Genomic DNA, 24,412 nt, shown 5'->3' with positions numbered 1-24,412 from the left:
GGAGCTTATAGCAGCAGTTCTGATTGTATCTTAGAGGGGCGAGACGGTGCGGGTGATTCCACTATATCAGGATCGCGGAAAAAGTGCATACGACATTATAAGGAAATAAGGATGGCACGAAAATATTTTGGTACGGATGGGATCAGAGGTAGGGCAAATTTTTTTCCCATGACACCCGATTTTGCTATGAAAGTGGGAATTGCAGTCGGGGTTTTTTTTAGATCGCAATATAAGTCGCGACGTGTGGTTATTGGCAAGGATACTCGCTTGTCTGGTTATATGTTGGAAAATGCTTTGGTTTCAGGATTCACGGCCGCCGGGATGGAGGTTTTTTTGCTTGGTCCTGTACCGACGCCCGCTGTTTCTATGCTGTGTCGTTCATTACGCGCCGATATTGGAGTGATGATTTCAGCTTCTCATAATCCTTTTTATGATAATGGAATTAAGCTTTTTGGTCCTAATGGTTTTAAGATCTCAGATAATGCAGAAGAAAAAATTGAAGAATTGATCGATACTGATCTTTCAAACTTTTTAGCAAATCCCGCAGAAATCGGCCATGCAAAGCGGGTTGATGGGGATATTTATCGTTATATCGAATATGCAAAGCGGACTCTACCACGTGATGTTCGCTTAGATTCTTTGCGTATTGTCGTTGATTGTGCAAATGGTGCTGCTTATAAAGCTGCTCCGCGCGCTTTGTGGGAGTTGGGGGCTGAAGTTTTTGCTATTAATGATGAGCCAAATGGCTTTAATATTAACGAAAAATGTGGGTCAACTGATCTTACTTCCCTAAAACAAAAGGTTCATGAAGTGCGTGCCGATGTAGGAATTGCTCTTGATGGAGACGGGGATCGTGTCTTGCTTGTTGATGAAAAAGCGCAGGCCATCGATGGTGATCAGTTGATTGCTGTCATCGCTGAACATTGGCAAAAAAAGGGACGCTTGAAGCGCAATGGTGTCGTGACAACTATTATGTCGAATCTCGGACTCGAGAACTTTCTGCGCAGTAAAGGGCTGCAGCTTGTTCGGACAAATGTTGGAGATCGTCATATTGTTGATGCAATGTGTCGGGGGGGGTATAATGTTGGAGGCGAGACTTCTGGACATATTGTGCTAAGTGATTTCGGAACGACCGGCGATGGTCTGATAGCCGCTTTACAGGTGTTATCTTGTATGAAAGAAAGTCAAAGTTCTATGAGCGACCTGTGCCAACGATTTGAGCCTGTGCCCCAAATTTTGAAGAATGTCTCTATCAAAGATAAAAATGTACTGAAAAAAAATGCAGTAAAAACAGCAATTAGCCAGGCAACACAGCGTTTGAAAGAAGAGGCGCGGCTGGTAATTCGCCCTTCTGGAACCGAACCTGTGATCCGTGTCATGGCTGAGGGAGAGGATCAAGAAACCCTCGATGCTGTTGTGGCGGAGATGATTGACGTTATTGCGCACCATGATGCTGCCTGAAAAGTGTATCTTCCGTGCAGGTTCTGACATCCTTTCCAGGGTGGCTCTGTGCTCTGTGTAATGGAGCTCAGAGAGTGGTTCTAATTTCATTAGAAAACAAAAATAGATCTGCATAAAATACTACCGGACAACGGCTTTTGTCTTATTATTTTTAAGGCATATTCGCGGTGGTGAACAAAATACGCAGAAGGGGCCATTTTTGTTTAAAGGATCGACTGTATCCTTAAAAAAAATGAATAGAGCGCCTGCCGAGGGGGGACGTTTGTCCTTCTTCTATAGAAAGACAAACGCCCTGGGGGGGTGGAACAAAGTACTCTCTCTTAGGGCTTAGGGGCGGATGTCCTTATCGTTTTTTTTCCACAAAAAATAGGCGATGAATCCAAGAACTGGAATGCCAATTTTTGCAAAAGAAAAACGTTTGCCCAGAATTGTAGTGCTGAGAAGCATTGCTTCCGCCATAAGTTTATGACGTTGTTCTTCCAATTTTTTTTGTTGGTGATAGCGTTGACGCATTCTAAGCATTCGCCCAATAATAATTCCCATTCCAGCGACAAAAAGCCAAATAAAAAACATTGCGCTGGCTGCAATGAGAGGAGTAGTAACTAGACATAGAGCCATAAAGCTGACGATACATAAAAATATCAACGATATGAGCACTGAGGCTCCAACAACTCCGCAGCACACAGCTTGAATGCGTATTTGCTTGATCGTGCTCTTTAATTCTTTATCAACAAGATGGTTTGAAAGAAGAGAGACCAACCTATACATGGAAATTAACGGCAGAATAATTGGGCAAGAGCAAAGCCAAATCCCGCTGCAACCAGAACACTTTTGTTTGGATTTTTGCGAACGCAACGGCTTAGAGCTTCTTCAAAGTTTTTCATGCTGTTTTGTGCTTGCGACACCACTTCTTCACCACTTTCTTTTGCTGAGTTGTATAGTTTTTCTGTTTTATTTTTGGCTTTATCGAATTTATTTGCACCAAGGTCGGTTAATGTTGAGGTTATATTTGAAACTTCACTGCGTAATTTTTCAAATTGCGCCTGCAAGTTTTTTTCTTGTGTTGCTTTGTTGTCTTCCACTGTTCTACCGTTTGACATGATGACATTTCTCTCCCTGTATTGTTATTTAATTGTTTTGTATTTTCTATGATCATTTGATTTAGAGTAAAAAATTTTCACAACTGTGTAACGTCAAACGTTTGTCTTGGTTCCCGTAAATTTGATCTGATATTTCATTGAAGGGCCCCTTTGGGACAAAATTTGTTTTTCCCGTAAGAATTTTTCTCATCAGTACATGTAGCTGCCTATTGAGATGAGTTCATGAATATATGAATGAATTTCGTTGTGTAGAAAAAGAATTCCAAAGTGGGACTTTTGCATGCATTTAAAATAAAACTATACTTGATTTATCAAGTTTTGTTCCTTAAATTGAACACACAGTGGAATTATAGGGGACCAGCGTTGTGGAAAGCGGTGCTACAGAGGCGGAAAAGCTTGTCGCAGCCGCCGGAGCACAAGTAAAAAATGTAAGACAAAAGTGGTATAGGACGGAAATGGAACCTGATACAATACCCTCAAACAGCGTATCTGCTGCAGTTTCTGCGCATGATCTTTCCCCTTTTTCTATGTTTATGGCGGCCGATTGGGTTGTAAAGGCTGTCATCATCGTTTTGTTGTTGGCCTCCCTGGCTTCTTGGACAATCGCTTTCGTAAAGGTTGTTGAGATCACTTTGGCAAAGCGGAGAGCGCGCCATGAGCTCCGGCTGATTTTTAATACACAGACCATCGCTCGTTTGGACGCAAGCCTGAAAGATAGCAAAGGCGTTGGTGTGGAATTTTTGAGGGAAGCTTTAAAAGAAATTTACCTTTCTACACAGCAGATCAACTTTATGAAAGATGAAGGTTCTGATGAAAAGCAGGGTGAGCGTGCTGCTTACATTGACAGTGACATTTCTTATGAAAAGGCTGTTCGCTATGGGGACATTGCTCGTGACCTTAATGAGGGCGTGAAGGAGCGCGTGCATTTGCTTTTATCGCGCTGTTTGCTAGCTGCCACACGTCGTATTGCGTGTGGGAGTGCAGTTTTGGCGACCATTGGCGCTATTGCCCCTTTCGTTGGTCTTTTTGCGACTGTTTGGGGGATTATGAATGCCTTCATCGGGATTGCCGAATCTCAAACAACACGACTTGATGTTGTCGCGCCCGGGATTGCTGAAGCTCTTCTTGCGACCGCTATTGGGCTTTTTGTCGCTATCCCCGCTGTTGTGATGTATAATGCCCTCATGCGCGCTCTGAGCAGTTACCGAAATGATTTAGGCGATATGGCTGCCGCCATTGAGAGACTTTTGAGTCGCGAGCTCGATAGGCAAAGGCAGAAGAAGAGTTGCAAATAATGAAGGCAAATTTCAGCGACGATTGGGATACAGATGAGAGTGGGCTGCACAACGAGATCAATGTGACGCCCTTTATTGATGTTGTTTTGGTGTTGCTCATTGTTTTTATGGTAGCTGCGCCTTTGGCGACATCGGTTATTCCTGTCCAGTTACCTTCCACAACTCAGGCTCCTTCTCCGGCGAGTCTAGATGAGCCTCTATATGTCACTTTGCAAAGAGATAATTCTCTTTATGTTGGCGATAGTCTTGTCAGTCCGGTGGAGCTCGCTGATACTTTACTGAGAGAAACAAATCGAAATTTAGAAACCAAGATATTGATTAAGGCTGATAGCGAGATTAATTATGGTTCTGTTGTGGATGTACTCAATAGGATACGAATGGCGGGGTATACAAAAATCGGTCTCGTTGGGCTGCAAAAGTCTGCAAATGTCGTTGAAAAAGACGGGATCAGGGCAGAAGGCAGCGTAGAGAGCAGTATGCGGCCAAACATGGCAAGCGATATGTCCGCAAGCGGATTGGGTGGCGGGTAGTCGCATCGACAAGGTGGATGCTCACAAAAACAGTGCTGTTAACAATGTGGCTGGCGGCTCTGAGGGGTGGCCTGTTTTCCGCATTTTCATTTTAAATGTGAGAAATCCGTCCGTGATGTTTATGTTTAATCGTGTCCTGTTGAGCCAAAACCACCTGTACCGCGGACTTTTGTTTCGTCTAGCGTTTGTGCGCTGTCCTGTTGGTTTAATTTAATTTCATGAATGTGAACTTGCATGACCGGCGCGATAACTGTTTGCGCGATGCGCATCCCACGCTGGATAGAAAAATCTTCTTGTCCCAAATTGACGAGAAGAACTTTGACCTCGCCGCGGTAGTCACTATCGATTGTACCGGGAGTGTTTAGGCACGTTATGCCATGCTTTAAGGCTAGACCAGAGCGTGGGCGTATCTGCGCTTCAAATCCAGGCGAAAGATGAAAGATTAGACCTGTTGGAATAAGGGCACGTTGTCCAGGGATGAGTATGACCGTTTCTTCTTCCAAAAGCGCTGCTCTTAAGTCAAGGCCAGCTGAACCTGCTGTGGCGTAGTGAGGAAGCTCTAACCCTTGTCCATGTGCGAGACGCTGGACGGACAAGGCTAGCTTTTGGGTAGAGTGAGAAGAGAGAAGTTCTTGGTTCTTCAGCTGTGTTTTATCTTGCGTATGATTCATGGTTATAGGGTTCCTAAAATAGAAAAAAGGACCCCACTCTAATGAAAAATCTTCCGTAAAACAAGCTGTTCAAGGTTTCCAGCGACAGATGATCCACTGTGTTATTTTGTGAATTGAACGCCCGTTTTATCGTGTATTTGTTTCATACACTGCCGATGATAATGCTCGTGGCAAAAACCAAAGCGCCGCCAACAATGACTTGTAATGATGCGCGCCAAAAAGGTGTTGCCATGAATTTGTTTTGAATCCAGACAATAGCCCCCAATTCGCAAAATACGGTAATAAACGCGACAATCGTTGCGAGGTAAAAAGAGTTAATCAAATAGGGGAGAGTGTGCCCTAACCCTCCGAGGGTCGTCATAACGCCACAGGCGATGCCTCTTTTAATTGGAGAACCACGACCAGATAATTTACCGTCATCGTGGGTGGCTTCTGTAAAGCCCATTGAAAGTCCCGCTCCAATCGAAGCAGATAGCCCGATCAAAAAGGTTTTGTGTGTGTCTCCTGTCGCAAAAGCTGCCGCAAAAATAGGGGCGAGGGTGGAGACAGATCCGTCCATCAACCCTGCAAGACCCGGTTGAATCCAAGTTAAGAGCGTTTGTCTATCTGCTTGCGACAGTTTCTTCCTATCTCTCCTTGCCGTTGCGGTTGCTCTAGCGGGAGTGAGTGAGCACTTTTTCCTCACGAAGGAAGATTGATTACGCAGTGCTACTGTTGTATTCGCAAAATGACTACGAGATAGATCAAAGAATTTCTCATAGCCCTTCAGCTCTTGGATTCCCATTTCTTTAAAAATCGCGGTTTGACCGGGGTAATAAGGCGCCAAAGCTTGTGCGTATCTTAAATAGATAGCAGCACGTTGCCTTTTTAATTTCAACGCACGAGCTATCGTTCCGCGAATCATCATCTTTTTCTTTGGATCAAAAGAAAGGGCTTTGCGTCGCACAAATGAAAAGAGAGATTTTAACATCCGTTTTTTCTCTTATAGTTTAGAATAGTTCTAAAATATAAGAAAGAAAAAATCAAAGTCAATCAAAAAGAGTTAATGAAAAATTGCAAAAGGGATAACGAGAAAATAGGCAATTGGCTGCAAAAATAAGAAAATTGCCTCAAAATTCTTACAGAAGGCGGTATACGAGAAATTGCAGATATGCAAAAATGTCACGGGTGATAACTACAAAAAATGTAAAGTAAGGAGATGTGTGGGTCGATTATGTCAGACAAGATTGTACTGAGAATTTATGTTCGACGAAAACCGTTTTTGTGAGATAGAGGGGAATCGTTTATGGTTTCGTTAACATGAAAGATCCAAAATATGATTTCTCAGTAGAACGGATATTGTACGTTGCTTGCGCGATTGTAGGGAGCTAGCGCGGTAGGTGGAATTGTACAGGAAACTCTTCGTAATGGATCAGTGAGAGATGCGTAAGAATTTTGAAATGGTGCACAAAAAACATGTTTTGTTTACGCTGCGCTATAAATGGTGAAAGCAGAGGCTGTAAATTTTTCCACTCTTATTTTTCCTTTCCGGAAGGCAGTCGTTCGTTGGTACTGGCGCCCTGAAAAATACCACCTTTATGTATATTTAATAGTAAAATCAACTGCTTAACTCTATTGCCAAAATAAAATTTTGAACTTATTTTGTCGTAAATGTGATAAAAATTGTAACGCGATAATTTTGCTAAATTCTTCTTTTCAAAATCTTGCATATTGTGCGAACAACTAAGACAGCTGACCGTCGCCTAGATGGCGTGGCCACAAATAGTTCGTACCTTTTGCTACCCATGGAGCATGGCAGTGGATAGTATGCTGGACCATTGAACCATGGTTCTGTCAAAAAAGGCGGAGATGTTGCATTGCTGTATGGTTTTGCAACTAAGGTTGGGTCATTTTCCCCGAAATCCGGATAAAGGTCGATTGCATCGTGAGAACAGTCGCGTCAACAAACCATTTAACGTGTGGTGCTAATTTTATCGGCAAATTTATGCGGCTTCGTATTATGGTGGTTATGATGGCGATACCTAGGGAGTGCGTTCAAATTTCTCCTCCTTTCCATGTTTTCAGTGGTTTGCTTTAATCATGGATTATCTCATACGGTTCCGCGCAGCTCTTATAATTAGCTTACATCAGGCGGATAAAATGGGGTTTGGGAGGATATATCGTTCGCGTGGCGGCTTTTTTGATTATATTTTCTCTCTTCTTGCATGGCTTTCCTGCACGGTTTCTACCAAAATACTGCCAAAAAAATACAGAAAAGAAAAACCATAGGGCGCACGACCCTTTTCATTGCTTTTAAACCAAACAATAATGTAAAAGGGGAAAAAATAAAGCAAAATATTGGCCAACAAAGGCTAAAATAGGATAGGTGATATAATTTTGTCCTTCTTTAAGCTTTGTTGTTATAATTCAAGCTTCACTTTTAAAGTTATTACGCCCTGAAAGGATGCCTTTTGAGGCAACATAGAAGCTAATAGATGCATAAAACAGCCCAGAAATAGCATTCCATCCAGCAAATGAAAGCAATAGAAAACGCACTGATGCTTCAGAACAGGAAGGGGGATGGGTGTTGTTTAACTGACTGAGCAGTTGGTTGACATCGGTTGTTAAAATCGTTGCACTCGAACCGCAACTAGGGGGAGCTGGCCAAAGGCTATATTCAATCCCTACGTGATATAGCGCTAAGATCAAATTGAGTATCATTAGGACAAAAACACAAAAAAACAAAAATTGTACCCCAAAAGACATACGAGAAAACCATGCACCAAGGCCAGCTAAAAGCAAAAATGGCAGAGAAATATAGTAAGGGAAGCGCTCGATCAAACATAAGTTACAGGGGATATATCCCCCAATATGTTCAAAACCAAGCGCTATACCTATAGTGGTAGATAGGCAAAAAATCAGAAAAAAAGCCCATAATCCTTGCTCTTTTTTGCTTGGTTTTAGATAGAGATGTCTGTGTAAAATATGCCGAAGAGACAAATTACGCATCATTGAGCATGTTCCTTAAAATGAAAAGAAGTTTTTGTTTAGGAAAAAGGTAAGTATCCCATAGACTGATAAAAGCGCGATGCAACTAACAAAAACGACCCATTTGAGATTCCGGAAAAGAAAATCAACCACTTTTCGACCAAAGTTTCGAATAAGCCACGCTAGAAAATAAAAACGGCCTCCTCGCGCGAAAACGGAGGCTAAAACAAAAATGCCAAGATGTACACCCATGACACCCGCCAAAATTGTAACGATCTTAATAGGTGGAAAATGAAAAAAACCTGAAACAATGAGCAAAATTACCAAAAATTCCAGCGTCATGCCACTCCGCAGTTCCTGAAAGCTTTCATATTTGTCGTAAAATTCTAAAATCGGTTTGGCGATTGTTTCATAGGAAAAATAACCAATACACCAGCTGGTCACTCCCCCTAAAGCAGAGAATACAGTGGCAATAAAAGCGTAGTGATAAGCACGATGAGGACGGGCAAACACCATGGGAATGTACACGATGTCCGCTGGAATTGGAAAAATGAAACTTTCAATAAAAGTAACAAACCCAAGCCAGTGGGGCGCTCTGCGCCGATTCGCTAAAGAAATTGTCCATAGCTTTAATGTGTTCAATGTTATCGGTTTTTTCATAAATTTAAACGGGCAAAAATTTCAAGTGCTTGTATTCGATAAACTAAGTGAGATAAAAATAATACAAATTCTTTAGATAAAGAGAAGTCTTGTGTTGACGAATCTGCACTTCTTCATATAGTGCCAGAGAGTGACGAACAAGTCTGTTCTTTACGATGATGTGCGGGTGTGGTGGAACTGGTAGACGCGCCAGACTCAAAATCTGGTTCCGAGAGGAGTGTCGGTTCGAGTCCGACCACCCGCACCATACCGTTTAAGGAAGTAAACTGACACAGCACCAAAGTTAGTCTCCGACAAGTTTTCGTTTGTTCATTTGAATCCTAAAAAGTTTTCGTTTGTTTATCCAAAGCGGCCTATTCCTGTGTTCCTCTTTTCCGTAATCCAGTCGTTCTGCAATGGTAGACAATTACAATGCAATAGAGAATATTAATAAATCTTCTAGAAAAACAAAAACTTTCCTGATGGCAATCAGGAATATCGAGCGTAAATAACAATTACAAATAAAATGAATTTCTTACAGCATAACCGAATAAAAATACAATAAATATTAGCCTCAAATTCGTATTTTCAGGATATGTTATTGTTTCAGCTTTTTCACGAAAAAATATTTATTTAGCAGTAACACTTAATAAAATGAAAAAAAATATAATTGCAATGTAAATATAAGAATCAATTACAAAAAATGTTCCGAGAAAAGAAGCTATTTGATTAATTGAAAGGTTCATTTACTAATTCCTGAAATATAAACAATTTATTAAAAACTTATATCATGTAAATAATAAAAAAATCAAACAAAACAAATATATTACAGTGTAAATAATGATAAAATAAAAGATTTTTATATTAACTTTTTATAAATAATAAAATGCTATTAAAACAAAAGGTATTTGATATAACAAATTCTCAAAAGGCCCGATGTTGGGCCTTTTAAGGAGCTTGAATTCACAGAATATATTTTTGCATTTGGAGACTATATTTATGAATTCTTTTTTATCAATTTAACTTCTTTGAAAAAATACCTGTACTGCAATTGTGAAAAGGGAGCGCATAAAACCAATGAGGGCTTGTAATAGCTTCTTTCCTTGTGCACAGAAATCGTCCATATCGTCCGATTTTATTTTGGAAGTATCTATGAACCCCACCATTTCTAGGTTGCCTTCAAGGTCGCCGCTCGTACGTTCAATAAAGTGCAAGTCTTTATTAGTAGAATTAAAAGGTTTTTTAGGTATAGTAGAACCTTTTTTATTGGTAGTATAGTTATTATTAATGTCAGTAAAGTGAGTAATAGCAGGAGTGTTTTTTTGTATTACTCTATGATCAGATGAATGAATTGCTACGGCTAAGCCACCAGTAATAGCACCAGCTATGAAAAGGTATCTGATATTCATAGTTTCTCTCCTATATTTATTTTTTTATTAAATAAATATCATAATGGATTATACATAAAAGCTATTTAAATACTATAGTAAAAATGCAACAGTTTTGAAAAAGAGTCAAACTTATATGTTTTTTTAAAAGTAGTTATTTTTATACTGAAAAAATAATGCCATGTTTATATGAGTTTTTCTTAAAAAATCTGTTTTACTTGTAGTCAAAATATAATTTTAAAACTATAAATTATGTTGTAGTAAAATCAGTATTTATGAATATTTTTTTTGTTCGATGATAAGGGAATCTATATCAGACAGGAAATCGTAAATTCTAAGTAAGATCACGTAATATTTCATAATATATTGCTATACTGTCTAATATAACATGCCATTATTATGAGGATTTTATATTATAATTGTGGATGCTTGTTTTATTCTGAAATCTCTCATTTCAGAGTCGATAAATTTTCTCATCAGACACAGTACGAGAAAAATTTTACAGCCATTATGAATATATAAACAAATACTCTGTTAAAAGAGAACAAAAATATAATATCTAGAAAATGTTGGTATTTTTCACTTGGTTTTGTAGCGTCTCCATAGGATACTTTACAGCATTTACAGAGGGTCCGTAGCTGACAGTTTTATAAAATACGCGTGCTTTGTGGATAACATTAGTTAAAATATAAATGAAAAAGCTATTTTTTAATTTGTTGTTTTGTTGTTAATTTATTTATTCACATATCATGATAAGTATCATTTTTTTATTTTAAACCTATTTTATAAAACCTTATCAACATATAGTTTTCGACGTAACATTGTTATGAAAATTATTTTTGAAAATAACAAAACAAAATTTTAACGAGAACAATAGATACCATATAAAATTACACTTCTACACTAAGTCAATAAATAAAAATATAAAGAGTTATCCATTAAAGACTTAGAAGGAGTGTGCAAAAAAAATAAGTGATTTACTTTTAAATGATAGAGATCAGCCCCACTGATGCTGTTTTGGGGGAATGTGCTTTAATAAAATGAGTAACACAAAATTGGTAGCAGGGAAATTCCAGGGCCGGTGAGATCCAGTGAGATCCGGTAATTGTATGTTTAATATTTACCGCTATTATCCAAATATCTTTATGGGTTGTGTTCCTGATAAAGTCTCCGGTGGTGCTGTGTAACGTTCGGTTTCTTTTTGGTTGCATTGTACCGTGGGATACTGCTCTTTTTTGCGGAGCGGAAGATGCTCAAAAACGTTTTTTGTTTGCGTACCCCCAGTGAGATGCCAGAAGGTCTAAACAATCTCGTAAATGATCAGCAAGTGAGTTCTGCTTGCGTTTTAGGGGACTCAGGTCTTTTATCGCTTGTCCGTGGCCGACAACTCTCTCAACAAGATGATAGCCCAGAACGCCGAGAAAGGATTTGATCGCCTGCAAATGATTTGATGCCTCTATTTGACGTTCAATGCGGTGTGTGTAACCCTGATTTCCATCAACTTTTTGGCGTGTATAGTCTAGGCTCATATGAAAGTCAGCCTGACTTTGACGCCAGTAAATATAAAAACGTTCTGCTGCTTTATATTGCGCTTTGCTGATGTGTCCTTTTGCGTATAAAAGCGCAATGGGGTGATTGCGTGCATCGGCAATGGCAACGATATTGCGCGGGTTTTCGTAGCTTTCTGAATGGGCCGGATGAAAATAAGGATTATCCGTCTCAATGAGAACCTCTTGCGTTTTTGAGTGTCCGATATGTTGTGTTTTTTCACTATGCTTAGAGGAGGGAAAAGTTGATGTGTTTCTTTTACGTTCATCCTTATTTTTCTTCTTGTCTTTTTGGATCATGTTGTCTCCTCAAAAATGATTACCTGGTTATGAATTAAAATAAATCAGGCATATTGGTGTTGTACGGCCGCTGCTTTAGCAGAAAGTTTTTAAGCCCGTTCTTTAGAGGTGGGTGTGGATGATAAGAGCCACTGGCGTTTCGTTTTGCACTGGATCCACTGATTTTGCACGCTTTTGAAGAGGGTTTTATGTTTGCCAGAATGAGAAGAAGATGCCAAAATCAATAAACATTTTCTTGGCTGTTGGAGTGGCCAATTTCTTGTACTCTCTCTAGCCATTTAGTTTGTGTGTTCAAGATAACGCCGTGCATGTGCGGAATATTCATAAGAACAACGATAACGATAAGTTTGCTGGTCAAACCAAAGACCTATTTTTCCTTCAAAATCGCCTGAACGCTGTTTTGCGATATTCATAATGACACCTGGGCGTTTGGCTAAATCCATCTTTTCTTTTGCAACCGATGTTGCGCGAATTTTGTCTTCTAACGAGCGATTACGCCAGATGGTGATGATGTTGAAAGCATTGGCACCAATTTCCGAAGCTCCTTTTATATCTTCAGTATTGGGGACGTCTTTTTCTATGCCACTTTTTCGTGCATGCGCGACAAGGTGAATGTGGACGGAATTTAAAACAGCCCAGTCAACCATTTTATAAACTGCTTGTTCTTGTTTTGCATAATCATCTGAGGCGATGCCAAGACGCATCAGACTATCAATGATAAATTGATCGCAGCCGTAGCGCGCACGGCAATAGTCAAACACATCAAGCAATGTGTCGACGCTCGATTTTCCAACATGCTCGTATAAAATGAGGCCGTCGTCTAAAAAATGCAGTATCTGTTCAATCATTTCCCTTTTGGGCTGATTTAAACCTCCTGTTTGTCTGGTTAAACGACGCAGAGATTGTTCCCCTTTCATTTCCAGTGAGGCTAAACAAAGACGGCTCTTTTGCGCGATCCAATGGGGGATGCAGTCTGATAACAGTTGGCTTTTTCCCGCACCACTAGATCCGCTCCAAAGTGTTAATTCTGCTGGGCGAAAATAAAGCTTATCCTTGAGTCTAGGGTAGGGTACTGTGTAACCGATAGGTTGTTCATGTTCTGGCCAAAATAGCTCTATCACCCGATCTTTATAGTCTGAAGCGCGCCTTAACCCTTTGGGAGCAAAGCTTTTAGCCGATGAAAAAGCGTTTGCTATGATTGCAGCATCCACACCGCTCGTGAGGCATTCATTGGCATCTTTTCGTGGCAAACAAACGCGATAGCAACGGTGGCGGCCAAGTCTGTTGGCAATTTCATCGGCGGCTTCTTCTCCAGCTTTGTCCATGTCAGTGGCTAAAAAAATAGTCTCAAAAGCTTCTAAATGATCAAAATCATTTTCAATCCAATTCTGTTTTCCTCCAGCTCCTCCTCCAAACGGTACTGAAACTGCTGGGTAACCGTAAGCAGCTAAAGAAAGTGCATCAATCTCTCCTTCGGTGACAACGATTGTACGATTGGTTGGGACAAAGCACCGGTTCATGGAAGCTCTGTCTTTGTCGTCTGGAGATCCTCCTTGGTTGGATGGGTGATCTTTCTGATCTTCTGGTCCCGTTTTTTTATCTTCTGAAGATGCTACCTGAGGGGAAGAACGATGATCTATCGGACTTACCCGAACAGTTTCTCTATTTGCTGGCGATGTGTGCTGATTGGCCGTCGGCGATGCGTGCTGATTGGCCGTCGGTGATGCGTACCGGTTGACCGTTGGCGATGTGTGCTGATTGGCCGTTGGCGATGCGTGCTGGTTGGCCGTCGGCGATGCGTGCTGGTTGGCCGTTGGCGATGCGTGCTGGTTGGCCGTTGGCGATGCGTGCTGGTTGGCCGTCGGCGATGCGTGCTGGTTGGCCGTTGGCGATGCGTACCGGTTGGCCGTTGGCGATGCGTGCTGATTGGCCGTCGGCGATGTGTGCTGGTTGGCCGTTGGCGATGCGTGCCGATCGACCGTTGGCGATGTGTGCTGGTTGGCCGTTGGCGATGCGTGCTGGTTGGCCGTCGGCGATGTGTGCTGGTTGACCGTTGGCGATGCGTACCGGTTGACCGTTGGTGATGCGTGCTGGTTGGTGGAGGCAAGAGCATGTTCCACTGGGAAAATAGCCTGCCAGCCAAACAGAATCGCTTCACAGTGCGCCGTTGTTGGCTTTGACTTCGCGCCTGCCTGCGCCAGTCGCTCTTTCACCAAAGCAAGGGTGCCATCGGGTTTGTAAAAGGGGAAAATAATCTTTCCTCCGCTTTCTCTTATGCGGTAACGTTTTAAAATATCAAGAGGAATGCAACGCTCTTTGTTGAGATAAGTTTTCACTAAATTTTGTGGCGTGCCTCCTGCTGGGAGAAATGGGCGTCGGTAGGAGCGCTTGGGCGCCATAAATGGTTTGGGACGTGTTAAATTCAGATAGTGCCGCGCTTCTTCTAACGCTTGGGCGAGATTGATTTTTTTCACGCAGCACCAAAGATCTAAAATATCCCCGCCATTTCCCTCTGCAAAGTCATACCACAGACCCGCTTTATCACCACTCAAGCATACTGATAAACTTTTGCCAGCTTCGCCCCGTGTGCTCCCCACAATCCAGTCATTGCCACGCCTATGGCCTTGTGGGAGAAGCATTTCTGCAACCGAGCTTGCTTGGGATGAAAGCTTTTGTTTAATTTCAAAAATTGCGCTCATGTTAAATCGTACGGTAATTGATGAGGCTCCGGTAAATGGCGTCATCATTGTTGCTATGCGGTGCTTGCGCGGTGTGAGAAGAAATGGGTGAAGGTCTTTTCTGATTCTCTCTTATCCGTTCAATCTCACGGCGAAACCAGTTGCGCCACGTGGCGTGCCAATCAACCTTCAGCGCTTCTTTGCCGCTTTTGGCATGCCAATAGTCACGAAATTTTTTTTCCTGCCAACGTGCTTGATCTTCGCTTAAGCCCTCCGCCACTGCAGCGGAAATGTCTGCTGTCCAATCGCTGGGGAGACGCTGACCTTTGGGAATCGCTTGAAGACCACCGCTCTTTTGCCGAGAACTTAGAAGGCTTAGCGTATCGTCACCAGAGTGGGAAAAATTTCCTTCATTCTTTGCAGAATCGGGAAGTCTTTCCGTTTCACCCTGCCGTGTTGGCGTCAAGGGAGAAGAGAGCATCGTAAATGATTCCCCCCATTCTCTCTTCTCCCTTGTCTGAGAAGAAGAAGATCGCTTTTCACAAACACCGCTAGGTGTTTGCTTTTCTTCTTCTATTTGAGCTTCTGAGTTACGTTTATCACCTTTCGTACCCTCGTTCAGCAGTTGCTGGACTCTTTCATTGATTTCTTTTCGTTTTTTTGCTGAAGCACGACCAGCAAATGATTTCTTTTCTAGCAATTTTATCCGCTCATGAAACACATTTTCGCACCGCTGATTCCATAAACCATTCGCTAAATTTAAAATTTTCCCTTCCGAAATCAGCATCTCTAAAACACTCGTAAAAGTTCGCTTGTCACAACCACAAAGGCGCGCTAACCTCCCCACCGATATCTCTAAAGGGCGACCGCGGGCGTACATTTCGTTGAGTAAAATCGTGTAAATTCCAATCTCGTGAGAACGCATTCCACGTACGTCTCCTAAAAAATCATTCTGATACCAACAAACATAGGGAAGTGTAGAAGATTCATAGTTATGAGTTTCTTGTTGATGAGCGTGTTTCATGCTTCAATCCACTTTCTTCTTTATTTATACAATTCCATTCACAGTAAAATCGAAATCAATGTTCGTTATCAAAGATATTCGGATGAGAGATTTTATGCTTTGGCTTCGTGTTACAGTTTGTTCTATTCGGTGACAATTTTTGGAGTGCTCATATTAAAGATTCATAGGTGCTTGCGTGTGCCAAGATATAAGTGGCCTTGCAGTTTGATGTTGCGTAAATGGTAAATGATCAATAATACAACATTCTAGACGCATAGGTTTTCGGGGGCGCCTTTTTTGCATCCTTTGGGGTGGTGAAATGTTTTTATGGTCCGAAAATAAGCTTTTATCCCTCCAAAGAATAAATTTTGTTTTTCTTAATTTTATCCTCTTTTGAGGATAATACAAGTCCATTTTTCAAAAAGGACGTGTCTTTTTTTGAAGGACGCGTTATATGGTGAGACTATGAATATTGATGGTTGGCGTCAGAGATTGCACGCGGCACTTGAAAAAAGCGGACGATCCAAAAGATCTGTCTCTCTCGCCTCGGGGAGAGGAGCGGGGTATCTTCATTCTATCCTTACAGAAGGAAAAGAACCGACGATAGAATCACTCGCAAGTATCTGTCACGAAATTAATGCCAGCATGAGCTATATCCTTTATGGAGATAAAACCAATGCTGAGGATCTAGAATTCATCGACCTCGTTTCAAGGATATCTCCTGAAGAGCGGAAGGCAATTTTAACTCTTTTGCGGCGACCAACTGACGAAGCATGAGGATAATATCTTTTCGTGTTTTTTGATCAAGAGTGCACCAACATTGTACCAATTCTAAATCTCTCATTTTAACTCCCCCGTTATGACTGCTTTAGATAAGAACAAATAGAGAACAGTACAGAGACGTGAAGTGGAAGAAGGTGGGCAAGGTCCTCATTCACACCTGCTGTTTTGACGCTACATGGACTGAAAATATATCTTTTATTAAGGATAAAATAATTGACATATCTCCAATAGAGGATATAAGACTAATGCTATATTTGATCGTGTCAAGATAAAGCTTTGCTTTATCAACTATTCAGGGGGAAAAATTCATGAAAAATGTTCCATTCGTTAAAGAGGATGAAACAGTTGTAATTCTTTGTGAAGACGAAACTGGAGACGCTTATGAGGGACCTATCGAACAAGTCGAAGAGGTTCTTGAACTGGTTGATGAACGCGAAACTGTACAGAGAATTTTGCGTCTTGACCTCGTAACATTGCGTGCTGATGACGTGAGTGAAGAAGTGGCCGATGTTTACGTTCAAAATAATGATATCGAGGAAAATGACGAGAAATTACAACCATTCATTCTAAACAGTGATGCTTATCAGCTGTATTTAGACGAAAAAATTGCGCAAGATTATGAAAAAAATGTCTATGGATCTTATGAAAAACAGAACCGATTGCGGCCGCGTGATGTATTAAATGGCTATTGGTGGTAAAATAATGGCTATTGGTGATAAGGTCATGACACGTTACCTCGAAACCATTTATCACGGGATTTCTCTCTATTACGCAGGAAGAGAAAACGATACTATTAGGCTTGAACCAAAAAAACAAAATGCGGTTCCTTTTATATCGCAAGAAGCTGCACAACATGCTGCAAAAAATTTGGCTCAAGAATATCGGAGAGATGATTTTTTCATTGTTCAATAGCGTAAAGATTCCCTCATTTTTCATATCTATGTCGAAGGCATAAAGGAAAAAAAATGGGGGAAAAAAGCGAAAAAGGGAGAGGAGAAGGCACGACAAAACACGCCATGGAAAAAGGAAAAAATGAAGGTGGTTCTTGCGGGAGAAAAGCAAAAAAGACAATCCTCGGCGCTAGAATTTCTGATAACAAAGTGTCAGGCGGGATATCTGAAAAAAATTATGAAAATCTTTGCTCAAAAGTGACAAAAATTAGAAAAAAAACAACAAAATCGCCAATCAAAGTATGGCGCTGTCTCGGACAACAAACGAATTAAACACGGGAAAGGGGAGAGCGTATATGGAAAAAAAATGTCCAAAAACTCAAAGGGTTCTTCATCGTAAATTCTAAAAGAAAAAGCCTGTTTGCAAAAGAAGAGAAAAAAAATTAGAGCCGCGTTTGAAAAAAAATGAAATTCGAGAAAAAAAATGAAAATTGATTAACCAAAAAACGTTGCGAAGACAAAGAGAGCCTTCTTGAGGGGGAGAGGAATATCATGCCAATTATTATCGATTGTATTCAGGGAACTGATGAGTGGCTCAAAGTGAGGAGAGGTCTGGTCACCGCTTCTTTGTTTGAGCCGGTGATGGCAAGGAAAAAACAAGGGCAAAAAACACAAAAATATCATTCTGTTATGATGAAACTCGCTGGGGAAAGAATTACTGGAAAAATTGTTGAAGAAGGGACAACTTCAGCAATGCGGCGTGGGATAGAATTAGAACCAAGCGCTCGGCAGCTTTATAGTACACTTACCGATACGCAGCCTAAATCTATCGGGTTCGTTCTCTCTGATGATCGAAGAAAAGGATTCTCTCCTGATGCGTTCATCGGAGAAAATGGGTTATTAGAAATTAAAACAAAAAAACCTGAGATTTTGATACCCCATTTCTATAAAAAAGGTTTCCCTGAAGAACACAAAGCACAGTGTCAGGGAGGATTATGGATCGCCCAACGTGAATGGATAGATCTCATGCTCCATTGGCCTGATATGCCGCCCCTGATCAAGAGAGCATACCGTGACGAAGCCTATATTCGTAAGCTGGAAAGCGAAATTAACCGTTTTAACGATGCCTTGGACAATATGGTGGAGAAAATTAAGCATATTTTCAACGAAGGGGAAAGCACTGAAGGCGGAAGGGAGGTGGAAACATCTCCGGATCTGTCCGTCGGTCTTTCGCTTCTGCCCAGAAAAAAAAGAAAATTCGCCAGAAAAAATGCGACCATCTCCAAAAAAACAAGTAGAAACAATCTGTAAAAAGAGAATCAGAAAAAGTTGACAAAACTCTAGGAATAAGAAAAAACTCAGAAAAATGGTGCTGCGAGAGAGGATTGAACTCTCGACCTCTCCCTTACCAAGGGAGTGCTCTACCACTGAGCTACCGCAGCATTTCAAAGCTTTTGCGCTGCGTTTTGCCATATTGGCGCAAAATAGGCAAGAGAGCATTTGTGCATTCTTGCAAGAAAGCCATTCTTGTGTCATGACACAACACAGAGTTTCTACATAACAGCAATGAATTGCTTGGATTAAAGCTGAGTATTTTTCTAAAAGGTCGCGCAATGACACAAATATTTCAAAACAATAGGGAAGAAAAAGTCAATCACCAAGATGAAAAAGAAAAGCGCAGAAAAGAAAGACTGGCTAAACAATTGCGCGAAAACCTAAAACGCAGAAAAGAGCAAAGCAGAAAAAGGACGCAAAAAGAAACCTAAAATCAGATAATTATGCGGCATCTTTGTAACAAAATTTCTTAATGGTTTTCGTGGATGATGGCTTTTCAAGAATTTGGAACCTTTAGAAAGGGAAACTCAAAAGGAGAGAGCAGAGCTATTATGGATGCTATTCAAATCGTTGGTGGAAAACAACTGAAGGGAACTATTCCTATCTCAGGAGCAAAAAATGCGGCGTTGCCCCTCATGATCGCCGCTTTACTTACAGAAGATACGCTCATTTTGGACAATGTACCGCATTTGGCTGACGTGGAGTTGTTAATTCGTATTTTGAACAATCATGGAGTCGGGTATGCTGTCGAGGGACAAAGAGCAACGGAAGATTCTGTCGCTTCAAGAACTATACATTTTTCCGCACAAAAAATAGCAACTACTTGCGCACCCTATGAACTGGTGAAAAAAATGCGTGCAAGCTTTTGGGTCATCGGGCCATTGCTCGCACGATGCAAAGAGGCTTACGTTTCACTGCCAGGAGGATGCGCTATTGGAACAAGACCTGTTGATTTTATACTTGAGGGGCTCAAAGCTTTAGGAGCATCTATTACTATCGAAAGAGGATACGTACATGCAAAAGCATCAAAAGGATTAAAAGGGGCAAATTATCGTTTCCCAAAAGTCACTGTCGGGGGAACGCATGTTATGCTCATGGCGTCGGCAACAGCAAAAGGAAAAACTGTACTCGAAAATGCAGCTTGTGAACCAGAGGTGATAAACCTTATTCAAGCCCTTAATGCAATGGGGGCAAAAATAACAGGACAAGGAGAACCAATCCTTACCATCGAGGGGGTAAAAAAACTCAATGGGGCTAGGATCCCCGTTATTGCCGATCGGATCGAAGCAGGAACATATGCAATGGCTGTCGCTATGACGGGGGGGGATGTGTTGCTTAAAAACGCAGATCATAACCATATGACCAAAGTTCTTGAAGTGCTGAAAAAATCTGGACTCGGTATTGAAATAAAACCTCAAGGAATCCAGGTAAAACGAAACAAACAGAAAACAAAAATAATGCCCGTTGATATTAAAACAGGGCCTTATCCTGGGTTCCCAACCGATCTGCAAGCACAATTCATGGCTCTCATGACGCGCGCCCAAGGAACAGCGCGTATCACCGAAACAATCTTCGAAAACCGGTTCATGCATGTTCAGGAGCTCACACGTTTGGGAGCGCAGATTAAGCTCGATGGACAGACCGCAATCGTTCAGGGAACAGAGAATCTACAAGGAGCTCAACTCATGGCAACCGATTTGCGAGCTTCCGTTTCTCTTGTCATTGCTGCTTTGGCCGCAGAGGGAAAAACGGTCATTAATCGCGTATACCATCTTGATCGTGGGTTCGAACAGTTGGAAAAAAAATTGGCACAGTGTGAGGCTATAATTCAACGAATAGTCGCTTAGTATTCTCATTCATAAGCAGGGGGCAAATATCTTTCAAAATGCAAAATTATGACGCAGAAATATTGATTCTGCTGAGGCATCAAGTTGCATTTTGAAATCGAGCGTTTCGAAAAGCCTAACGTGGAAAAAACAATCACCAAAAATCCGGAGTTTCAGACTTTAAACGAGGACCTATGCGTACCGCTGAGACCTTTTCAGCTAAACCCGTTCTATCCGAAATCTCCACCGCTAAACCGCAAAGTGTTGCAGGACCACGTGCAGGCTCATAGTTATCACGCTTATTTTTATAAAGAAAGCGGTACAGAGGTTCCTCCTTGTCCATTCCAAGCGACGAATTATAGTCTCCGCACATTCCGGCATCTGACAAATAAGCGCTGCCGCCCTCTAAAATTTGCGCATCAGCTGTGGGTATGTGGGTGTGTGTACCAACAATAACGCTAACACGACCATCAAGAAAATGGCCAAAACATTGCTTCTCGCTCGTTGTCTCTGCGTGAAAGTCAAAAATAATCGCATCTGCTTGCTCAGATAATGAACAAGCCGACAAAATATTTTCAGCGGCTTCAAATGGATCATCTGCTTCGCAGGGCATGAAAACAGAACCTAAAACATTGGCAACAAGAACACGCGATCCATTCTTTGCTGTAAAAATACCGCAACCTCTCCCTAAACTGCCTTTAGGAAAATTGGCAGGACGCAAAAGTCGCTCGCTTTCATAAGCATGCTGAAATGTTTCTCGATGTCTAAAAGCGTGATTACCTGTTGTAATAACATCAGCGCCTGCAGAGAGAAGGTCCTGATACACTTCACGAGTGATCCCAAAACCACCAGACGCGTTTTCGCCATTCACTACGACGAAATCAAGACGCCACCTTGCAATAAGTTGCGGAAGCTCAAAAAAAACAACTTCACAACCTGTTGCACCAACAATATCGCCTAGAAATAAAAATCGCATAAGCGCTTTAATCACATTTTAACGTTCTAAGAAACCTTTTTCTGTAAAGATGCCATGCATAAGAAGATCATGTTTTGCATGAGGAATTGATTCAACTTCTTGACACGAAAATCCTAAACCAAATAAACGAAACTGGTGTCCCTGTTGCTCGAGAGAGGAAATGGCGCGGTCGTAATATCCTCCCCCGTAGCCAAGGCGGTGGCACTGGTTATCAAAGGCAGAAAGTGGCACAATGATAAAGTTTGGAACAACAGTTGCATTTTCTGCAGTGGGACCAACGGTGCCAAATCGCATCTTTTCTAGCACTGTAGTATCTGAAAATGCACGGAAAACCATCGTTGTTGAGTCAAGAACTGCTGGCAATGCTAAACTGCCACCATGCAATGCTATAATATCCAGCAGAGGACGAGGGTCTATTTCCGATTTGATCGGAAAATATCCTGACAATGTTATGCGAGAAAAATCTTCGCCACTCCGTTTAAGATAATCAATTACGTGGGAACAAGCACGCTGTGAATGAAGAACGCGGTCTCCTGGAGAGAGAGCATCACGGCGGGACAAGCCAACACGGCGTAAACGTGACCGAATCAAAGAAAAGGAATGCGGGTATTTGCTATTTTGTGCCATCATTTGTTCAACTATTCTGTAAATCGCTAAAAATTACAAAAATTTTCTGCAGCTCTTACGAAAAAAATCGTAGCAGAACATTTTCGCAAAAAATGATAACAACTTGGCACGAAAAACGGTGATCCACAACAGCCGATGGAAAAGGTTGATCCCAAGAACCTAAGCACTAGGTGGGCGCCGTATGAAAAGACCCACGAGCCCCTTCAGGGACAGCTCCCTTGGAAATCAATAAGGTCTCAGGAATATGTTATTTCCTGTCGGGAAGCGCAGAACACCTCTCCATATATAGGATAATCTTAACTCCTTTGCTAGATACAAAATTGTCTCAATGCAATATTTAGAAAAATACGCGATCTTTGATATTTGAACTTAAACGATAATGAAAAACTCAGCGCAAAAGGTTTGTTGCGCGGCTAAGTGAAGTCCTGCGTTCAGATAGCTTGTGGGGATCGCTTGTCTATTAAAAATGAAACGCGCTTTTGAAGCTTCTGCATTTGGGGATAATAATGCAAGGCTGTTTCATAAGCCTTAATAGCAAGTTGTGGACGATCGGTCGATTCCATGACAACTCCAAGCTCAAAAAATGCGATATAATTGCGCGGTTCAAGGCTGATGGCGTGGTTAAGGTCAAGCATAGCAAGCTTAAAGTCACTGAACTGAATGTGAATCCAAGCACGCCTGACCCAAGCTTCAGCATAATCGGGAAAAAGCGCAACGACGTTGTCGATATAATCAAGGGCAAGACCATAATCATTGGCACCAATAGCTCTTTCAGCCCATGCCATTAAAAGGTCAATAGTTTCACTTCCTGACTGCGACCATAAGCGCTGAAGTTGCTGACTTATCGTTCTTGCTTTTCTTACATCGGCGCAAAATTTCAATTCTTTTAGCAAGCGTGAAATTTCTGCTTCTTTGCGCTGCTTGGCTCTGTCTCCTTGCAGGTGGCGCACTGCGTCAAACTCCTCGGAGATGGCATCTTTTTCATTAGAGTTAGCAGATGGAGAAGAGGGAGAGCCAGGTATTAAGTCACCTAAAGGCAAAAGAGACCGAGGCGAGTGCTCCTCAAACGGCGATTCAAAAAAATCCTGACTATGCACAGAAGAAACCGAGAGAAAAACCCCCACACAGGTAAAAAGAAAATAGCGGAAAACAGAGAAATTCCCAGACCGTAAAGCTTCCAAAAAGACAAAAAATTCCAAAAAAACACGCCCTCAAAAACAGAGAACAACAAAACCTGCTTCAGAACCTTAGTACAAAAGCCAAAAGAAACCGCATCTTACCTAAAAAAGGAAAAAAAACTAACCTAAAAACTGTCAACCCTGACGTGCCCTGAAACGCGGATTCACTTTATTTAAGATGTAAATACGACCCTTGCGACGCACCAAACGGTTGTTACGGTGACGTTCCTTTAGTGCTCTAAGCGAATTTTTAATTTTCATTATAACCACCGTCAATACCAAAAAGCACCATACCCGCTATTCCGAAACTCTGGTGCACAATATTCCACAACACTGTATCACAATTCTCAGCCGATTATCTCACCAACGACAACAACCGCGAGAAAATACAAAACAATAAGAAACACACCCATCGAACCACCCCATTACCACATCCGACAAGCAAAAACTCGCAACACTTCTAGCAAAAACGATCATTTCTGTCAAGCGATCAGTCCCAGAAAACAGCGGCTGTATTACGAGCTTCAACGGTCATAGCTATAGAAACTTAATTTGAGTGTTTTCTTTTTTGGGGACTCATTCAAATAAAAATGACTGTAAAGAATAACAAAAAAAATTTTCTCTTTGGGGAAAAATTTTTTTCTCATTCCCCTATAAAAAACTAAGGAAAAGGGGTGGAGAATGAAATAAAAACGGGCAATCAAAAAAATATCAAAAACGGCAATTGATGTTGCACGTCCCCCAAAAAAGTTTGTCGTTGTGGCGTTGGGACACGCTTTTTTCAGCATTTTACTGCACAATCATAGGAAAACTTCATATTTATAAAACTGCCGATTATCGTACATTGCGGCTGTGTCTGTGAATTGGAAACACTGCGGTTGGTGTCTGTGAACTGGAAACGCTGCGGTTGGTGTCTGTGAATTGGAAACACTGCGGCTGTGTTTGTGAACTGGAAACGCTGCGGTTGGTGTCTGTGAACTGGAAACGCTGCGGTTGGTGTCTGTGAATTGGAAACGCTGCGGCTGTGTTTGTGAATTGGAAACACTGCGGCTGTGTTTGTGAACTGGAAACGCTGCGGTTGGTGTCTGTGAAATGGATACGCTTCGGATGGGGTCTGTGAAGTGGTAACTGTGTGTTTGTCACCTTTGAGCGGGCACCGGTGCGCTGGGTGTCTCGGATGTGGACATGTTGTTTTAGAAGTAGTAAAAGTATAATGAT

25 protein-coding genes, 2 tRNA genes and 1 other RNA gene are annotated in these 24,412 nt (G+C 41.5%); 12 read left to right on the top strand and 16 right to left on the bottom strand.

Going from position 1 to position 24,412, the window contains the following annotated elements:
• Positions 1 to 111: 111 nt before the first annotated feature.
• Positions 112 to 1,461, top strand: coding sequence for a phosphoglucosamine mutase (gene glmM / locus WCP75_RS02185; RefSeq protein ID WP_336276616.1), 1,350 nt, complete (start codon positions 112 to 114; stop codon positions 1,459 to 1,461).
• A 327-nt stretch (positions 1,462 to 1,788) separates the two neighbouring features.
• Here the strand turns inward: glmM and WCP75_RS02180 are convergent, their stop codons facing one another.
• Positions 1,789 to 2,229, bottom strand: coding sequence for a hypothetical protein (locus WCP75_RS02180; protein WP_336276615.1), 441 nt, complete (start codon positions 2,227 to 2,229; stop codon positions 1,789 to 1,791).
• A gap of 5 nt (positions 2,230 to 2,234) precedes the next feature.
• Positions 2,235 to 2,561: an ElaB/YgaM/YqjD family protein gene (locus WCP75_RS02175; RefSeq protein WP_336276614.1), complete on the bottom strand. Its 327-nt coding sequence runs from the start codon at positions 2,559 to 2,561 to the stop codon at positions 2,235 to 2,237.
• A 455-nt stretch (positions 2,562 to 3,016) separates the two neighbouring features.
• Between WCP75_RS02175 and WCP75_RS02170 the strand changes: the two genes are divergently transcribed.
• A complete protein-coding gene (locus WCP75_RS02170; protein WP_336276697.1) occupies positions 3,017 to 3,856 on the top strand; it encodes a MotA/TolQ/ExbB proton channel family protein in 840 nt (279 codons plus the stop codon).
• On the top strand, positions 3,856 to 4,386 hold the full coding sequence (locus tag WCP75_RS02165; RefSeq protein WP_336276613.1) for a biopolymer transporter ExbD: 531 nt from the start codon (positions 3,856 to 3,858) through the stop codon (positions 4,384 to 4,386). The genes WCP75_RS02170 and WCP75_RS02165 overlap by 1 nt, the downstream gene beginning before the upstream one ends.
• Before the next feature lie 125 nt (positions 4,387 to 4,511).
• Here WCP75_RS02165 and dut read toward each other — a convergent pair whose 3' ends face one another.
• The 4 genes from dut to WCP75_RS02145 form a co-directional block, all read right to left on the bottom strand.
• The gene (gene dut / locus WCP75_RS02160) at positions 4,512 to 5,057 is read right to left on the bottom strand and encodes a dUTP diphosphatase (RefSeq protein ID WP_336276612.1); all 546 of its coding nucleotides are present in this window, start codon (positions 5,055 to 5,057) and stop codon (positions 4,512 to 4,514) included.
• Between the two features lie 142 nt (positions 5,058 to 5,199).
• On the bottom strand, positions 5,200 to 6,027 hold the full coding sequence (locus tag WCP75_RS02155; RefSeq protein WP_336276611.1) for a VIT1/CCC1 transporter family protein: 828 nt from the start codon (positions 6,025 to 6,027) through the stop codon (positions 5,200 to 5,202).
• Positions 6,028 to 7,463: 1,436 nt separating this feature from the next.
• On the bottom strand, positions 7,464 to 8,048 hold the full coding sequence (locus tag WCP75_RS02150; RefSeq protein ID WP_336276610.1) for a disulfide bond formation protein B: 585 nt from the start codon (positions 8,046 to 8,048) through the stop codon (positions 7,464 to 7,466).
• Between the two features lie 12 nt (positions 8,049 to 8,060).
• Positions 8,061 to 8,642 carry a YqaA family protein gene (locus tag WCP75_RS02145; RefSeq protein ID WP_336276696.1) on the bottom strand — a complete coding sequence of 194 codons (582 nt, stop codon included), beginning with the start codon at positions 8,640 to 8,642 and terminating at the stop codon, positions 8,061 to 8,063.
• Between WCP75_RS02145 and WCP75_RS02140 the strand changes: the two genes are divergently transcribed.
• Together WCP75_RS02140 and WCP75_RS02135 are read left to right on the top strand one after the other, a co-directional pair.
• A complete protein-coding gene (locus WCP75_RS02140) occupies positions 8,554 to 8,760 on the top strand; it encodes a hypothetical protein (RefSeq protein WP_336276703.1) in 207 nt (68 codons plus the stop codon). The two genes, WCP75_RS02145 and WCP75_RS02140, sit on opposite strands and share 89 nt — an antisense overlap.
• An 86-nt stretch (positions 8,761 to 8,846) precedes the next feature.
• Positions 8,847 to 8,931, top strand: a tRNA-Leu gene (locus WCP75_RS02135).
• Between the two features lie 751 nt (positions 8,932 to 9,682).
• Here the strand turns inward: WCP75_RS02135 and WCP75_RS02130 are convergent.
• The 4 genes from WCP75_RS02130 to WCP75_RS02115 all read right to left on the bottom strand — a co-directional run bounded on the left by WCP75_RS02130 (position 9,683) and on the right by WCP75_RS02115 (position 15,600).
• Positions 9,683 to 10,072, bottom strand: coding sequence for a hypothetical protein (locus WCP75_RS02130; RefSeq protein ID WP_336276609.1), 390 nt, complete (start codon positions 10,070 to 10,072; stop codon positions 9,683 to 9,685).
• A 1,232-nt stretch (positions 10,073 to 11,304) separates the two neighbouring features.
• Positions 11,305 to 11,898 carry a hypothetical protein gene (locus WCP75_RS02125; RefSeq protein WP_336276608.1) on the bottom strand — a complete coding sequence of 198 codons (594 nt, stop codon included), beginning with the start codon at positions 11,896 to 11,898 and terminating at the stop codon, positions 11,305 to 11,307.
• Between the two features lie 278 nt (positions 11,899 to 12,176).
• A complete protein-coding gene (locus WCP75_RS02120; protein WP_336276607.1) occupies positions 12,177 to 14,597 on the bottom strand; it encodes a toprim domain-containing protein in 2,421 nt (806 codons plus the stop codon).
• Between the two features lies 1 nt (position 14,598).
• On the bottom strand, positions 14,599 to 15,600 hold the full coding sequence (locus tag WCP75_RS02115) for a YdaU family protein (RefSeq protein ID WP_336276606.1): 1,002 nt from the start codon (positions 15,598 to 15,600) through the stop codon (positions 14,599 to 14,601).
• A gap of 444 nt (positions 15,601 to 16,044) precedes the next feature.
• On the opposite strand from WCP75_RS02115, the gene WCP75_RS02110 reads away from it, so the two are divergent.
• From WCP75_RS02110 to WCP75_RS02090, 5 genes are all read left to right on the top strand, one after another.
• A complete protein-coding gene (locus WCP75_RS02110) occupies positions 16,045 to 16,356 on the top strand; it encodes an XRE family transcriptional regulator (protein WP_336276605.1) in 312 nt (103 codons plus the stop codon).
• Between the two features lie 314 nt (positions 16,357 to 16,670).
• A complete protein-coding gene (locus WCP75_RS02105; protein ID WP_336276604.1) occupies positions 16,671 to 17,060 on the top strand; it encodes a hypothetical protein in 390 nt (129 codons plus the stop codon).
• Positions 17,044 to 17,274, top strand: a complete 231-nt coding sequence (locus WCP75_RS02100) for a hypothetical protein (RefSeq protein ID WP_442894939.1) — start codon at positions 17,044 to 17,046, stop codon at positions 17,272 to 17,274. Before WCP75_RS02105 ends, WCP75_RS02100 begins: the two co-directional genes overlap by 17 nt.
• Before the next feature lie 53 nt (positions 17,275 to 17,327).
• Complete coding sequence (locus WCP75_RS02095; protein WP_336276603.1) at positions 17,328 to 17,585, top strand: hypothetical protein; 258 nt, start codon at positions 17,328 to 17,330, stop codon at positions 17,583 to 17,585.
• 219 nt (positions 17,586 to 17,804) lie between these two features.
• Complete coding sequence (locus WCP75_RS02090; RefSeq protein ID WP_336276602.1) at positions 17,805 to 18,563, top strand: lambda exonuclease family protein; 759 nt, start codon at positions 17,805 to 17,807, stop codon at positions 18,561 to 18,563.
• A gap of 56 nt (positions 18,564 to 18,619) precedes the next feature.
• Here the strand turns inward: WCP75_RS02090 and WCP75_RS02085 are convergent.
• Positions 18,620 to 18,694 (bottom strand) — tRNA-Thr (locus WCP75_RS02085).
• Between the two features lie 171 nt (positions 18,695 to 18,865).
• On the opposite strand from WCP75_RS02085, the gene WCP75_RS02080 reads away from it, so the two are divergent.
• Both WCP75_RS02080 and murA read left to right on the top strand, forming a co-directional pair.
• Positions 18,866 to 19,018 carry a hypothetical protein gene (locus tag WCP75_RS02080; protein ID WP_336276601.1) on the top strand — a complete coding sequence of 51 codons (153 nt, stop codon included), beginning with the start codon at positions 18,866 to 18,868 and terminating at the stop codon, positions 19,016 to 19,018.
• A gap of 120 nt (positions 19,019 to 19,138) precedes the next feature.
• Positions 19,139 to 20,434: a UDP-N-acetylglucosamine 1-carboxyvinyltransferase gene (gene murA / locus WCP75_RS02075; protein ID WP_336276694.1), complete on the top strand. Its 1,296-nt coding sequence runs from the start codon at positions 19,139 to 19,141 to the stop codon at positions 20,432 to 20,434.
• Positions 20,435 to 20,567: 133 nt separating this feature from the next.
• On the opposite strand, the gene WCP75_RS02070 is transcribed toward murA, so the two are convergent.
• From WCP75_RS02070 to ykgO, 5 genes are all read right to left on the bottom strand, one after another.
• Positions 20,568 to 21,389: a TIGR00282 family metallophosphoesterase gene (locus WCP75_RS02070; protein ID WP_336276693.1), complete on the bottom strand. Its 822-nt coding sequence runs from the start codon at positions 21,387 to 21,389 to the stop codon at positions 20,568 to 20,570.
• Positions 21,390 to 21,407: 18 nt separating this feature from the next.
• Positions 21,408 to 22,016 carry a 5-formyltetrahydrofolate cyclo-ligase gene (locus WCP75_RS02065; protein WP_336276692.1) on the bottom strand — a complete coding sequence of 203 codons (609 nt, stop codon included), beginning with the start codon at positions 22,014 to 22,016 and terminating at the stop codon, positions 21,408 to 21,410.
• Positions 22,017 to 22,132: 116 nt separating this feature from the next.
• A non-coding RNA gene (gene ssrS, locus WCP75_RS02060) (6S RNA) lies at positions 22,133 to 22,292 on the bottom strand.
• A 155-nt stretch (positions 22,293 to 22,447) separates the two neighbouring features.
• Positions 22,448 to 23,215: a tetratricopeptide repeat protein gene (locus tag WCP75_RS02055; protein ID WP_336276600.1), complete on the bottom strand. Its 768-nt coding sequence runs from the start codon at positions 23,213 to 23,215 to the stop codon at positions 22,448 to 22,450.
• A gap of 114 nt (positions 23,216 to 23,329) precedes the next feature.
• Positions 23,330 to 23,455: a type B 50S ribosomal protein L36 gene (ykgO, locus tag WCP75_RS02050; protein WP_336276599.1), complete on the bottom strand. Its 126-nt coding sequence runs from the start codon at positions 23,453 to 23,455 to the stop codon at positions 23,330 to 23,332.
• Positions 23,456 to 24,412: the final 957 nt, after the last annotated feature.

It is taken from the genome of Bartonella numerosa, assembly GCF_037070845.1.
Lineage (GTDB): Bacteria > Pseudomonadota > Alphaproteobacteria > Rhizobiales > Rhizobiaceae > Bartonella.
The sequence above is the reverse complement of the archived record's forward strand: the minus strand, read 5'-3'. Positions and strand labels throughout refer to the sequence as shown.